At 66.3% G+C, this 13,991-nt stretch carries 11 protein-coding genes and 1 pseudogene; 8 read left to right on the top strand and 4 right to left on the bottom strand.

The window, feature by feature from the left end; genetic code table 11:
* The first annotated feature begins 26 nt into the window (after positions 1–26).
* The 3 genes from AKJ09_RS17150 to AKJ09_RS17140 are packed head-to-tail and all read left to right on the top strand — an operon-like array spanning position 27 to position 5,784.
* A complete protein-coding gene (locus AKJ09_RS17150) occupies positions 27–1,445 on the top strand; it encodes a TolC family protein (protein WP_146648286.1) in 1,419 nt (472 codons plus the stop codon).
* Positions 1,442–2,611, top strand: coding sequence for an efflux RND transporter periplasmic adaptor subunit (locus tag AKJ09_RS17145; RefSeq protein ID WP_146648285.1), 1,170 nt, complete (start codon positions 1,442–1,444; stop codon positions 2,609–2,611). Before AKJ09_RS17150 ends, AKJ09_RS17145 begins: the two co-directional genes overlap by 4 nt.
* Entirely contained in the window at positions 2,608–5,784 is a 3,177-nt protein-coding gene (locus AKJ09_RS17140) for an efflux RND transporter permease subunit (protein ID WP_146648284.1), read from the top strand. The genes AKJ09_RS17145 and AKJ09_RS17140 overlap by 4 nt, the downstream gene beginning before the upstream one ends.
* 192 nt (positions 5,785–5,976) lie before the next feature.
* On the opposite strand, the gene AKJ09_RS17135 is transcribed toward AKJ09_RS17140, so the two are convergent.
* From AKJ09_RS17135 to AKJ09_RS56135, 3 genes and pseudogenes are all read right to left on the bottom strand, one after another.
* Positions 5,977–6,213 (bottom strand): hypothetical protein, encoded by a 237-nt coding sequence (locus AKJ09_RS17135; RefSeq protein ID WP_146648283.1) that lies wholly within the window; start codon positions 6,211–6,213, stop codon positions 5,977–5,979.
* Between the two features lie 327 nt (positions 6,214–6,540).
* Entirely contained in the window at positions 6,541–7,110 is a 570-nt protein-coding gene (locus tag AKJ09_RS54290; RefSeq protein WP_146648282.1) for a hypothetical protein, read from the bottom strand.
* Positions 7,111–7,453: 343 nt separating this feature from the next.
* Positions 7,454–7,612 (bottom strand): annotated as a pseudogene (locus AKJ09_RS56135) (MBL fold metallo-hydrolase); the annotation flags it as partial.
* A 221-nt stretch (positions 7,613–7,833) separates the two neighbouring features.
* Between AKJ09_RS56135 and AKJ09_RS17120 the strand changes: the two are divergent.
* The 4 genes from AKJ09_RS17120 (at position 7,834) to AKJ09_RS54870 (ending at position 12,136) form a co-directional block, all read left to right on the top strand.
* Positions 7,834–8,103: a hypothetical protein gene (locus AKJ09_RS17120; RefSeq protein WP_146648281.1), complete on the top strand. Its 270-nt coding sequence runs from the start codon at positions 7,834–7,836 to the stop codon at positions 8,101–8,103.
* Between the two features lie 321 nt (positions 8,104–8,424).
* Entirely contained in the window at positions 8,425–8,727 is a 303-nt protein-coding gene (locus tag AKJ09_RS53020) for an AgmX/PglI C-terminal domain-containing protein (protein ID WP_169927602.1), read from the top strand.
* A 170-nt stretch (positions 8,728–8,897) separates the two neighbouring features.
* Positions 8,898–9,608 carry an ATP-grasp domain-containing protein gene (locus AKJ09_RS17110; RefSeq protein ID WP_146648279.1) on the top strand — a complete coding sequence of 237 codons (711 nt, stop codon included), beginning with the start codon at positions 8,898–8,900 and terminating at the stop codon, positions 9,606–9,608.
* Between the two features lie 1,424 nt (positions 9,609–11,032).
* Entirely contained in the window at positions 11,033–12,136 is a 1,104-nt protein-coding gene (locus tag AKJ09_RS54870; protein WP_240488500.1) for an AgmX/PglI C-terminal domain-containing protein, read from the top strand.
* A gap of 73 nt (positions 12,137–12,209) precedes the next feature.
* On the opposite strand, the gene AKJ09_RS56130 is transcribed toward AKJ09_RS54870, so the two are convergent.
* Positions 12,210–12,527 carry a transposase gene (locus AKJ09_RS56130; protein WP_420814279.1) on the bottom strand — a complete coding sequence of 106 codons (318 nt, stop codon included), beginning with the start codon at positions 12,525–12,527 and terminating at the stop codon, positions 12,210–12,212.
* 195 nt (positions 12,528–12,722) lie between these two features.
* Here AKJ09_RS56130 and AKJ09_RS17095 point away from each other — a divergent pair, with 195 nt between their 5' ends.
* Positions 12,723–13,760: a TGF-beta receptor interacting domain-containing protein gene (locus AKJ09_RS17095; RefSeq protein WP_146648277.1), complete on the top strand. Its 1,038-nt coding sequence runs from the start codon at positions 12,723–12,725 to the stop codon at positions 13,758–13,760.
* Positions 13,761–13,991: the final 231 nt, after the last annotated feature.

Below are 13,991 nucleotides of genomic sequence, written 5' to 3'. Positions count from 1 at the left end.
GTAGGCCTTGCTCGAGCGGCGCTCAGATGTTCCGTTCACGCACATCGTGGCTCGCGACGGCCGTGCTTGCGGCGGTCCTTGCCGCGAGCAGTCAGGCGCGGGCCGAGGCTCCGCCACCACCACCTCCGTCTCCCACCGAAGAAGCGCCCGTTCGCACGATCACCCTCGAGGAGGCTGTTCGAATTGCCCTGACGCAGCAGCCCCGAATCGCCGCCGCCCGATCACGGTTCGAAGCGGCAAAGCGCGATGCCGAGGTGCCCGGGGCCGAATGGCTTCCGCGGCTCGCGGCGGTGGCCCAGCTCGTCGGGAGCACAGCCAACAACAGCACGACGACCATCCTCGGCACCAGCGGTCTCGACCTGCCGCGTATCGGCGGAACGAGGGTCACAGACTCGCCGGACATGCAACCGTACGCATCGACGGTCGTTGCCATTGGCCTCCGCCAGGAGCTCTACGACTTCGGGCGCATCGCGGCCGCCAAAGCCGCGGCCACGCTCCAGGCCGACGTCGAGAGGCATCGCGTCGCGAACACCGAGCTCGATGTCTCGTACGGCGTCGCCGAGGCTTACTACGCCGTCCTGGCCGCGACCGCGATCGAGGAGGCTTCGCGCGCCGCTTACGACCGGGCCGTGCAGCATCGTGACTTCGCGCGCGCCAATGTCACGAGCGGGCTCCGGCCGCCGATCGAGCTCACGCGAGCCGAGGCGGACGTTGCTCGCTACGACGCCGCGACCACGCGCGCCACGGGCTCATTGCATATTGCACGCAGCGTCCTCGCGCTCGCCGTCGGCGCCGACGACGCCGAGATCGGCGCGAGCGCCCGCCCTGCCCCGGCCGATCCCCTTCCCAGGCTGGCCGATCTCAGGGGTCGCGCCGACGAGACGCCGATCGTTGCCGAAGGACGCGCGCGCGTCGAAGCCACACGCGCCGAGACCAAGCGTCTCGAGGCCCAGACTCGACCGAACCTGATGGCCACGGCGTCCATCTCGGGCCGCGCGGGCGGCGCGACGCCTTCGGCCGGTCCCGTCCCGGACGGCAACGGTTGGATCCCCCTCGTCCCGAACTACGACGCCGGGGTCCTCCTCACGTGGCCGATCCTCGATCCCATGTGGGGTCGCCGCGCCGACGCCTCGCGCGCACGCGAGCAAGCCGCCAAGGCCGACCTCGACAACGTTCGCCGCAACCAGAGGCAGTTCGTCTCGTCCGCCTGGCAAGAAGCGAAGGTCACGACCGAAGCCCTCGCCGCACTCCAGCGCGGAGCCGACGCCGGCAAAGCCAACTACGATCAGGCCGACCACCGCTTCCACGTCGGCCTCGGCACGAGCACCGAGCTCGCCGACGCGCAGGCCCTGCGCACGGAAGCAGACATCCAGCTGGCCATCGGCCGGTTCCAGGCGGCCCGCGCACGCGCTGCGCTCGACCGCGCGATCGGAGAGATTCGATGACCGTCGCCTCGCACAACAACAAGAATCGCCTCGTCCCGGCCGGCATCGCGGCCGTCGTCCTCCTCGTCCTCGCCTCGGGCACATGGCTCGCCGTGCGCGCCGAAGCAAACGTCAACAAGGTGGCCCTCGCCGACGCGCCGAAGGGCGTGACCGTGGCGCTCGCGCAGTCGTCGTCGTTCCGCGCCGAACGACGCTACGTCGGCACGCTCGAGCCCTGGCTCTCGGCCCGTGTCGGCCCGCAGCTCGCGTCCGGCTTCGTCGGCACCGTGCTCGTTCGCCCGGGCGCCGTCGTGAAGAAGGGCGAAGTGCTCGCGACCATCGACTGCCGCAACGCCTCGGCTGCGAGTCAGGCCATCGCGCATCAGGCTCGTGCGCTCTCCGAACGCCAGAAGGCCGCCGCCAAAGAAGCCTCGCGCCTCGGTGAGCTCCTCGATGGTGGATACGCCGCGCCCAACGAGGTCGAGCAAAAGCAGGCCGCGGCGGCCGCGAACGAAGCGCAGATGCAGGCCTTGCTCGCGCAGAGCGCCGGCAAGTCGCTCGAGGTCGACGACTGCGTGCTTCGCTCGCCCTTCGACGGCGAGGTCTCCTCACGCTTCGCCGATCCCGGCGCCTTCGTTCGCCCCGGTGCGGCCATCGTCGAGGTGGTCGATCGCGGCGTGGTGCGTCTCTCGGCCGACGTGCCCGAGATCGACTTCGACGCCATCGCGCCCAAGACGCCCGTGAAGATCAAGCTGCTCGCCACCGGCAAGCCGCTCACCGGTGAAGTGGTTCGCCGCTCGCCGTCGGCCGACACGTCGACGCGCACCATCCACTTCGAGGTCGACATCCCCAACCCGGGGCGGAACATCCCCGTCGGCACCACGGCGGAGATCCATGTCGACGTCGGCGATCCCATGCCGGCCACCGAGATCCCGCTTCTCTCGGCGCGCGTGCGCGGCAAGTCGGCGACCGTGTTCGTCGTCGACAGCGGAGTCGCCAAGAAGCAGACCTTCGACGTCTTCGGCGAACGCGGCGGCAGCCTCTTCGTAGCCACGGTGCTCAAGCCCGGTACGCAGGTCGTCACGCAAGGCCGCTCGCTGCTCTCCGACTCCGATCGCGTGGCGGCCAAGGTCGAACCTTCGGCCGCCCCCGCGCCGACTCCCTCTGCCGTCGAGGTCGCGAAGTGACTCGTCTCGCCCTCAAAAATCCGATCTTCGTCCTCATGCTCTGTCTCGCGCTCGTGGTCTTCGCGAGCGTCGTGACGCCCCGCATGAGCGTCGACACCTTCCCCGAGCTCTCGCCGCCCGTGCTCGTCATCGGCACGAAGGCCCAGGGCATGGGCCCGAAGGACGTCGAAAAGACCCTCACCTGGCAGCTCGAGAAGGCCGTCAGCGCAACGCCCGGTGTCGATCACGTCGAGAGCGTGTCGCGAAGCGGCCTCAGCATCATCTTCGTGTGGCTCAAGTGGGGCACCGACCTCAACGCCGCCCAGTCGGTCGTGCAGCAGCAGGTGACGTTCGCGATGTCGTCGGTCCCCAAGACCCTCGGCATCATTCCGCCGTTCATTCTGCAGTACGACCCGTCGAACGCGCCGGTTTTGCAGGTCGCCGTCTACGGCAAGGGCATCAGCGCCGCGCAGCTCTACGACTACGCGGCGAACAACATCGAGCCCCTCATCGAAGGCATCCCCGGCGTCGCGAGCGCGGCGCCCGACGGCGGCAAGGAACGGCAGATCAACGTCGTCGTCGATCCGGCCAAAGCCGCCGCGCGCGGGCTCTCCTCGAGCGACATCGCCAAGGCGGTCGACAAGGCGAACGCCCTTCTCCCCTCCGGTCGTTTCAATCCGCCGACGTTTTCGGCGAACGTCTACACCAACGCCGTTCCCAAGACCGTGACCGAGATCGGCGATGCCGTCGTGAAGATGGTCGACGGCAAGCCCGTTCTCCTTCGTGACGTCGCGCGCATCGAAGACGCAGGATCGAAAGACGCTCAGTCGGTCACCATCAACGGCACCGTCGGCGTGTATCTCAACGTCCTGCGCGTTCCTGGCGGCAACGTCGTCCAGATCAACGATCAGGTCCGGAAGATCGTCGAGAACCTGAAGGACCTCCCGCCGGGGATCCAGGTCGAGCCGATCTTCGATCAGTCGCACTTCGTGCGCGAGACGATCGAAGGCCTGGTCAAGGAGATCGCCCAGGCGCTCGTGCTCATCGGCCTCGTCATCCTGGTGTTCCTCCAGAGCGCGCGCTCGGTGCTCATCGCGGCGATCGCCGTCCCGATCTCGTTCGCGATCATCCTGATCGTCCTCTACGTCACAGGGCAGAGCCTCAACGCATTCACCCTCGGCGGCCTCACGTTGTCGATGGGCCCGCTCGTCGACATCTCCGTCGTCGTGCTCGAGTCCGTGCACCGCAATTCGCACGGGAGAAATCGGGTCGCCGCCGCCCTCCACGGTGCCAACGCCATTGCCATCGCGGCCCTCGCGGCGACGCTTTCGACGATCGCCGTGCTCCTGCCGGTCGTCCTCCTGGCCGGCCTCGCGAAGAAGCTCTTCGCGCCGCTCGCGCTCACGGTCGCGACGGGCATGGTCGCCGGTTACATCGTCTCGATGCTCGTCACACCCGTGGCTTGCCGCTACTTCCTGCCGAAGGAGCACAAAGAGCCCGGCCGCCTCGCCAAGGCCCTCGCGGGCGGCGTCGACAAGCTCGCCGTCGGCTACAGCAAGCTGCTTCGCGCGGTGCTCGGCTATCGCGTGTGGGTCATCGCCGGCGCGCTCACGATGGTCGCCGGGGCGATCGTGGCCAGCTCGCGCCTTCCGACCACGTTCTTCCCCGACATCGACGAGTCGATGGAGCAGGTCTACGTGCGCTTCACGCCGGGAACGTCGCTCGACGACGCCTCGGCCAAGACCGTGGCCATGGCCAAGACGCTCGAAGAGAAGCTTCCGCCGGGCTCGGTGAAGCTGGTCCTCACGAACGTCGGCTCGCCCAGCAAGGCGCGCTCGGCCATGACGAGCCCGAACATGGGCACGCACCAGGGCTTCATTCGCGTGGAGCTCACCGAGGCCGGCAAGCGCAAGCTCGATCAGCGCGAGCTCGCCGACCGCATGCGCGAAATCCTCGAGCATACGTATCCCGGCGTCGACTTCCTCCAGGCACCGGGCGGCCTCGTGGCCAGCGTCTTCTCGAACGGCTACATCGCTCCGCTCGTCGTCGAGATCAACGGTGACGACCTCGAGACCATGCTGAGCGACTCACGCGCAGTGGCCGACGTGGCTCGCGGGGTGACCGGCATTCGCGACGTCTACGTTCGACTCGAGAACGACTACCCCGAGCTTCGCGTCGACACCGATCGCGAAACCGCCGGCCTCGTCGGCGTGAACGCGCGCGACGCCGCGCAGACCACACTCGAAGCAACCCTCGGCAACGTGAACGCGCCGGCCGTGTGGACCGACACGAACAACGGCCAGTCGTACTACGTCATCACCTACTACGACGACAGCGTCGTCAAGGACACGTCGGCCATCTCCGAGGTGCCCGTGCGGGTCGGCCCTCGAGGACAGCCCGTCACCCTCGGCGCGTACGCGAACATCCGTCGTGACACGGGCCCGGTCCTCGTCACGCGAAACCAGCTCGCGCGCGTCGCACACGTCTACATGCAGACGGAAGGACGCGACATCGGCAGCGCGGCGAACGAGCTCGAAAAGAAGCTCGCCAGCGATCCACGCACGAAGAACGTGAAGTTCCACTTCGTCGGCCAGATCGAGCTGATGCGCACGACCTTCTCGGGTCTCGGCGTCGCGCTCGGCCTCGCCGTCATGGTCGTCTTCATGATCATGGCCACGCAGTTCAAGTCGCTGCGCTTGCCGTTCGTCATGCTCTTCACGATCCCGGTGTCGCTCGTCGGCATCGTGGGCGCGCTCATGGCGGCCGGCCAGGGCCTGTCGATCACCGCGCTCATGGGCGTTCTCATGGTCATCGGCATCGCCGTCTCGAACGGCATCCTCCTCGTCGACCACGCGAACCGTGAGCTCGAAAACGGGATGTCTCCGCTCGACGCCGTCGTCGACGCCGCGCGCGTTCGCTTCACGCCCATCCTGATGACGAGCCTCGCGACCGTGGCCGGCCTCATGCCGACCGCACTCGGCCTCGACGAAGCGTCGGCCTCGAACCGCCCGCTCGCGCTCGCCGTCGTCGGCGGCCTCACCTCCTCGACGGCGCTCTCCCTCTTCCTCGTCCCCGCCGTCTTCACCATCCTCGCCAAGCGAAAGAAGAAGGACCCCGAGGAAGCCATCCTCGACGACCCGCACGCCGGCCACCTCGAAGAAGACCCCGACGGCCATTTGGTACCCGCGGAGTAAGGAGCCGCGTCCGCAAGCACGCCGGATTCGATCGACCTCATCGATCTACGCTGCCTCGAATGAAGGCGCCGGCATGTCCTACGTGCGGCGATCGTCGTTCCGTTGCGAGTCAGGTCACGACTCGACGCTCGTGGCGCGCATCGACAAGATGAATGGCCTCTCTTCGATATGCGCGCCTCCACCTTGATCGCGTCACCAGACCAGCCTCGTGTACGAATCACGAATCGTCGGCGATTCCGCGGTGGCATGCAGACTACAATCCACGAGCTCGATTATGACGCTCTCTCGCTCGTGCGTCGCCGCTGCATCTTCGCTCTTCTGGCCGGCCGTCGTCCTCGTGATCCCCGTGGGCATCACGTTCAGCGCCGCGCGCGTCTTTGCCGAAGCCGCCCCTCCCCCGATTCCGTCGTGCACGGACCCGAAGGTCACGGGGGTTGCAACGTCGGTTCGAACGGCTCTCGCGAACTCCCCCTTTGGGGCATCGGCGCGCTCGTCTTCACTCTCGCGCGCCGTCGCCTCCCCCGCCGCGAATCGAAGCGTGGCCCGCGCTCGCCGAATTTCTGGCTGCTCCTCGGCTACACATCGCGGCGCTCGCGGGACAGGTGGGGAGGAGCGGAGCTGATCGCGACGAACAGCCGCGCGCGTGTCGTTGTTCTACACGGCCCGAGACCTCGTGGCAGCCGCCAAGCTGCTCGAGGAGCTGCAAGAGAGGTGACTACGACGCTCGCGACGTCGCGCGTGTGCCGTGTCGAGCCGTTACTTGGCCGGCGTGGTCCCCTCGAAGAGGACGTAACGGTACTGGTACTGCGTTTCGTTGTTCTGGAGCACAATCGTGCTGAGGTCCGAGTTCGATACGAGCGAAATCCCGCCCTCGTAAATCCCAGCTCGAATATACAAGCCGTCCGATTGCGAGTACGGCAAGCTGTAGAGCGTTGGGGATGCTGACGTGCCGGCGTTCACGTAAACGCGCACATCGCCTTTGAGCAGTATTTCGCTGGTGAGGTCGGGGACGGCGATCTTCACGTAATGCGTGTTCGGGTCGTCGACGTCCGTGATGAACTTCAGGCTCAGCCAATCGGAATAAATGACGTCCCCACCGCCGCCGTCCGCGGAGACGCCGCCGCCGGTACCGGTCGCGCCGGCGTCGCCGGTCGTGCCAGCCGCGCCGGTCGCGCCGGCCGCGCCGGTATCGCCCTTGGCTCCCTGCAAGCCCTGCGGGCCAGCGGGACCGGGGCTGCCATCCTCACCACCGCACGCGGCGACAGCGAGGCAGAGGACGAGCGCAGGAATCGAAGAGCGCGAGGCAAAGGTACCGCCGAATCGCATGAGGTCGGACGCTAGTCGTGGCCACTTCGCATTGCACGAAGGAACCGCTCGTTCGTGTACGAGGTTCGCTTTCCGGACAATCGTCGCGCGCTTTCCGGATACTTGCCGACGCTCCCGCCGCGAATCACGCGCGCGGCAGCCTCGAGGTGCCACCGCGTGAATCGGACCGAGGGCTTCGTCGCGATGCTCTCGTAACATCCTTCCCCACCGCCAAGACGTCGCGATTGCCGAAGAGAGCTTGGCGAGCGAAGCCCTGGAGGAGAGCAGGAAATGGAAAGGGGGCGACGGGGCAAGAGAAGACGAACGCAATGAACGTTTCCGCCCTACGGCTGCGAGAGTCCTGCACCAGCGCAACGCGAGCTCTGTGGCCCGTGTGGAAAAGGAGCGGCTCGTCGGCATCGATCAGGAACTGGTTGAACGTGAAGCCGCCCGGAGCCACGTCGGGCATGCATGTCGAGATGCGATAGATGCGGTCCGCTATTTCGTGAGTGAGCGTCTTCATTCCAAGGGTTGTCACCGATGTGCGCCGTCGCGGACATGTGGCGGAGAGCCTCCTCGAGAGGCCTCCCATGCGTGCGAGAGGGAGCGATTGAGCGATTGGCAAACGAGGCGCGTCGTCGAACCACATCGCGCTCTCGAGCGGATTCCTCGCTCGCGGCGTGCGCGCCCGTGCTTTCATGAAAGGCTGGCTCGACGTCGAAGGATGAACGCCGGAGGTCGCGGATGATGGAACGATCGATTCGCTCGTGTCTCGTCGCGGTCGTGGTCACTTCGCTACTTGCCATTGGCTCCTCCACGCGCGCCTCCGCGGACGACAGCGTGACCGTCGAGAGCGACGGTCGGGGGGCCGCTGCATGCATTCCTGCAGACAAGTGCTGCCGGGTCTGCGATGCGGGCCGGGCGTGCGGAAACAGCTGCATTTCCGCATCGAAGCAGTGTCACAAGGGCCGGGGCTGCTCGTGCAACGCCGAGGAGATATGCGCAACGCCCTAGCCATGTGGCCAGGGCGTGCGCCTGTGCTAGCTCTGGCGGATGAGCGACCGCTGCATGGTTTCCGCCTTGGGATTCGCTGTTTTTCTTTTGGTGGGGTGTGGCGGTGGGGCCGGCAACGAGCTGGCGCCGCCTGCGTCGCCAGCGAAGCAAAATGCGACGCTTTCAGCGTCGGTAACGGATCCCCCTCCGCCTCCCGACGCGTCGCGGTCGACGGGGGCCGAGTCGGCGCCTGCTGACGCGCAGACACCGAACACGCACGATGGCGTCCCCAACGCACGGCCCAGCAAGCCCCAAGTTCTCGTAAGGGAGGGGGCTATCGTCGTGAATGGGCCGCTTCCTTCCAACGCGGTCAAGCGCGTCGTCCGCGCTCGCTTCGGCCTCATTGGAGCGTGTTACGAGCAGGCGCTTGGCAAATACGGGACGCCCTTCGATGGGAGAGTCACGGTGAAGTTCGTCGTCGATGCCTCCGGAACCTCCACCATGATCGAAGACGGCGGTTCGGACGTACCTGCTGGCGAGATGGTGCCGTGCGTGCTCGCGCAGTTCGAGAAGCTCTCGTTCTCGAAGCCCGTCGGGAAAGTGGCAACGGTCGTGTATCCCGTCGTCTTCGAGGCGAGTCGGTAGGCAGGAGAGAACGCCTTCCCCGTTGGCATGCAGTGCGCTCCACGCCGTCCAAGAAGTCACGTTCCCCTGAGTCTTCACGGTTCTTCGCGACATCTTCGTGAGTTGACGTCTGTTGACGTGAGTTGACGCGCGCATCGACGCGTTCGGCGCTCTCGCGTAAATATCTGCCGATGCGGCAGCGGCTCTTGCTCATACCCGAAAAGGCCGACGTCGAACGCGATGCGGTCGCGACGGCTTGGAAGGGCGCCGGTGGCTCGGTCATGAGGATTGGACGGTTCTGGGATCCCCCGGACGTCGACCGCTCACGTGTGCACGTCTATGGCAATGACACCTTTTGCCTCGTGCTCGCGGAGAAGCTCTCGCTCCAACTCGTCTCACCGTCGGACCACATCCTGGCGTCGATTCCCAAGGAGTTCGCTCGTCGTGAGATCCGCATACTACCGCTCGCCGATTTGAAGGCTGACGCGTTTCCCGTCTTCGTGAAGTCGGTCATTCCGAAGCAATTCAAGAGCGCCGTCTACGATTCCGAAGCCTCGCTCACGGCGGAGACGCAAGGTCTCGCGGCCTCGGAAGAAGTGCTCGTCTCGAGTGTCGTCACGTTCGTCGCCGAGGCGCGCGCCTTCGTTCTCGATGGCTCCGTCAGAGCGTGCGCCATCTACGAAGGGGAGGCGAGCGCGGCCGATGCCGCGCGGTTCGCCGAACGAATCGTCTCGACGATGGGGGCTCCAACGTTTCCCCGGACGTGTGTGGTCGACGTTGGACTCATGGAAGACGGCCAGTGGGCGCTCGTCGAGTGCAACGCCCCGTGGGGAGCCGGCCTCAACGGCTGCGATCCTGCACCCGTCCTCGCGTGCATCGCCGCGGCCTCCGAACCGAAGTAGCGCGGGCAAGCGTGGCGACGCGGCGTAGAGCAGACCGCCAAGGACGCGCGACCAGTGCCGAACAGTGAGCTGAGTGGGCGTGACGAGTGCCACCGACGACGAGCCGGACGACGACGCGGTCAGAAGCACCGGCGCGACTGACGTCGGAGCCGCCTCGGCGGCGGAAGGGACAGGTGAACGTGAACGTGAACGTGAACGCGAGCTCTCGTTGGCTCGCGGAGGCACGCCAGCAACTGCTCGGTGGCATCACGGGGTATTGGAAAACGGCATTACCGGTGCCGGCGCCCGCGTCGAGAAACTGTCGCTCCGCGGCGAAGACCTGCGCGATGCCCCGTCGCAAGGGCGGAAGCTTTCGTTGGTCCCGGCGTGCGCAGCGCGACAACGCAGAAAGCGGAGGCTCCGTGCGCAAACGCTAGCGAGTAGGTAGCTTTCGGCAATCGAGTGACAGACCGCCATCGCCGTTGGCGGACATACCGAACCACACGGAACCGATCGGGCACGGAGACGTTCGTTGACACGATCCGAGCCATGTTCCGCCGACCGGTGGAGGCCCGAGATGAACCCAGCTGGAACCGGCCGGGCACCCCTTCAGCTCGTCGAGACCACGTGGGTCGCCGGCGCCGCGTGAGTCACGGCCGTAGGTGGAGCCGAGCGGCGGCGCGACGGTCAAGGCGGGCGAGGATTCGGGTTCACCCTCGACCACGTCGGGTTGACGCGATCGATGGGCGGGCACCCGAACGTGATATTCACGAAGCGACCACGTGTAACCTGCGCCCAAAAAGCACGCGCAAGCGACCACGCTCAAAACGACGAGGAGTGGCGTGGCGAGCCGCGGAGACACCCTCCATGGACGAGCGGCGTGCTCCTACGATTCATCCAGAAGCCGACGCCGAAATCAGGACTGCCGGCGTCGATGAATGGAGAGAAGGAAAAGCTAACCGGGCCCGGGGGCCACGAAACGCTGGCGGAACGCATACGTCCGGACCACTGCTGCGAGATTCCTCCATGAACGGAACACGAGCCCGGAACGCGAGCTCTGTGAGCTCGTCCAAGCGGCGCACCGCTAAAGGCTGCGTGGGCGTTCGTCGTTTTGTCCACTTCGCCTCGAACCACGCGCAGGAGGCGTTCGAGCTCGTTCGACCACTCCCATCCCAGACGCAGGTCGCTCGCATCTTGACGTGCGTAGCTTGCGAGCCTTCTCGAAGTGGAAGGGACTTACCCAGTCCAGCACTCCATGGCGATGAGGCGAAGAGATGAGCTCTTCGCAAGAGAGACACGTGCACCCTACACACTGCATCCAATCCGAGATCGACGGGCAGCTTCGGTCCCAACCTCCCGGAATGAGTTCTTATCGCAGCAGCGGATGCGTCGTCGCTTGCGTCGAACGTCATGGTCGCGATCCTACGTTCCGGTAGAGTACGCGCATGCGCTCTCGCTCCACCGTCCTGGCGCCCGTTCTCTTCGCCGTTCCCTGTCTCCTCGCGCTCCTCGCCCTCGCGTGCGGAGAGGCGGCGGCGCCGCAGACTCAGCGGCCGATCGTCGTCGCGCCGAGCGCCGCCGGCCCCGTCGCCGAGGCCGCCCCCGACGCGGCGCCGAGCGAGATGGCAGCGCCGACGGCATCGCCCCCGCCCAGCGCGGCGGAGCCCGTTGCATCCGTCGACGCGGGCGCATCGCCTACCGGCGGTGGCAAGAAGGTCCCGTCGCTCCGACAGGGCACGACCAGCGTCAACGGGAAGCTCCCGCCCGAGGTGATCCAGCGCATCGTGCGCCAAAACTTCGGCCGGTTCCGCCTCTGTTACGAGAAGGGCCTCAAGTCGAACCCGAGTCTCGAAGGGCGCGTGTCGGTGAAGTTCGTGATCGATCGCGCGGGCGCTGTCAGCGACGCGAAGGATGGTGGCTCGGACCTCCCCCACGCGGACACCGTCAGCTGCGTCGTCCAGAGCTTCGCCAAGCTTTCGTTCCCGCAGCCCGAGAGCGGCAACGTCACCGTCGTCTACCCCGTCATCTTCGCGCTGCACGACGTACCCCCGCCGCCATCCGCCGCGAGCGGCAACGTGACGGGCGACGCGATCGGCGACACCGTCGGCGAGGGCGGGCTCGGGCTCTCGGGCGCCGGCGAAGGCATCGGGCTCGGCACGCTCGGCAGCGGCTCGTCGCATCCGGCGCCGTCGATGCGCGAGGGCGCGATGTCCGTGAATGGTCGCCTCCCCCCGGAGATCATCAAGCGCATCGTGCGGCAGAACTTCGGCCGCTTCCGCCGCTGTTACGAGACCGGGCTCCGCTCGAACCCGAACCTCCAGGGCCGCGTCACGGTGAAGTTCGTGATCGACGACAAGGGCGCCGTCAGCGACGCGAAGGACGGCGGCTCGGATCTGCCCAGTTCGAGTGTCGCCGCGTGCGTGGTCAGCAGCTTCCAGAAGCTCTCGTTCCCGCAGCCAGAGGCTGGCCTCGTCACGGTCGTCTACCCGATCATCTTCGACCCGGGCGTCGCTCCCACGCCTCCGCCGAGCGGCTCGGCGAAGAAGTAGCGCGCTAGGAAGTGACCCTCCTGATCCTGCCCGACGGCTCAAGCCCGGTCATCGAGCTGCCGATCATCCGATGCTAGCGCGCGCGTCGTCTCCTTCTGCGTCGCAATCGAGACGCACGCCTCGAGCGGCGACCGCCGTGCGTCGTTGACCTGGGTGCCCTCGCTGGCGGTCCTCGATGAACGACCGATGTACCCGTGGCGCTCGAGCCACGCCATCGCTCGCCGATGAACCTGCCCCAGAACCGCGACGAGCTCTGCTCCGTCGGGCGGCTGTGAAGCATGAAACCAAGCTCGCCGTCCGACTTGCGTACGTAGATGCCGTCGAGCACGACTACGTGAAAATGCACGTTGGGGTTGAGACTCGAACCGAAGCGCTGCACGAAGGTAACCACTCCTCCGCGAGCTTCTCCTTTTCCGGCGATCCCGGCTCGCTCCGCCCACGCTCGGTAGCGCGATTCGATCGCGAAGACGAACCGCTGAACGAGCGCGCGAAGGACCTTGGCATCGATCGCCGCGAGAGCCCGGAGGTCGAACGGGAGCGACAGAACCCACTGGCGAACAGACACCGCAGGAGTACAACACGCGCGATGGGCATCTTCTCCAAGCTGTGCGGCTCGCGCGCGCCATCGGGCTCCCTCCCCGCTCTAGGCAAGCCCATCGAGCTCGTACCGATCCCTGGTGTGCTGACAGTGCGCGCTCACGCTCATGCCATGCAGGATGTCGACGGTCCGTTCGTCACGATCGTCACCGAGGGACTTCGTTCACGAGGACAACGCGAGATCCTCCTGACGCTCCGCACACGAGACGTCGACGACCTGGCGTCCATCATCCGTGAAATCTCCAACTTCTTCGTCTTCGTCTACCGCCTCGCGGGTGAAGGAAAGATCGTTCGCAACGGTGACTTCACTCAATTCGGCGAGCGAGGTCTGCTCGGCGGCAGCAACAATGGAGTTCTCTACGTCGACGCAAATCCGATATCGGATATCGATCTCCCACCGGCTCCACTCGCGGCAATCGTCGTGGGACCGGACGAGATCGCACTTGCCCGAGCCTCCGGCCCCTACCGCGTGCTCGCTCGCCTCGGCGAACACTACCGGACGTTCCCATTTCCAAGATGGAACGACCTTCACCGATCGAGCGTCGCCACGGGCGAACAAGAGACGACGAGCGTGCTCGCGAAGATGGCGAGGGCGCGCGTGTCGGGTTCATCCGTCGTCGCCGAGTCTGGTCATTTGCGAATGCTGGTGACGCCGGACGGAAGACCCGTTTTACGCAAGTTGCTCGAGCCGTCCGCTCCGAGCGAGCCCGTTGCACTTCTCACCGATCCGGCGCCCGATGCAAATGCGCGGCTCGTCTGGAGGCCCAGGCAGACAGAGCCGACGGCAATCACACCGCCAGGTTCCGATGGTTCGCGCATGACGGGCATCTTTCTACTCGTCACCGGCGGCGTCGAGCGCGATGAAGTACGCCTCTTCGAAGACGGCTATGCGTTGTTGCTCACGGCCGACTCGCTCGCTTCTCTCTGGCAAGCGCTACGGGACGAACAGCCTTTCTCACTGGATCGCTGCGATGGGATGACCTTCGCAGTCGAATGGGCGTCGCTCGACTCTACGTCTATCAACTGACGATTCCGGCTCGAAGCCCCCGAGCGCCGCATGGCACTCGTCCTCGCAGACCGCTGGGACGAGGCGAGCGGAGCCGCTGCGGGGCGACGGCAAGCGACGACTGGACTTTGTCCATCCCCGTCCCGGAGCAGTATACGACGCCCATAGAATCCCGCGCAGACGCAGTCGCGAAGACTTGGACGGACTACTGGGAGGCTCCAACATGCGTCCGGATTTTTCCTTCCGCGGCCG

The sequence above is a fragment of the Labilithrix luteola genome, assembly GCF_001263205.1.
In the GTDB taxonomy this organism is placed as follows: Bacteria; Myxococcota_A; Polyangia; order Polyangiales; family Polyangiaceae; genus Labilithrix; species Labilithrix luteola.
This window is presented reverse-complemented; position numbering and strand designations above follow the sequence as displayed.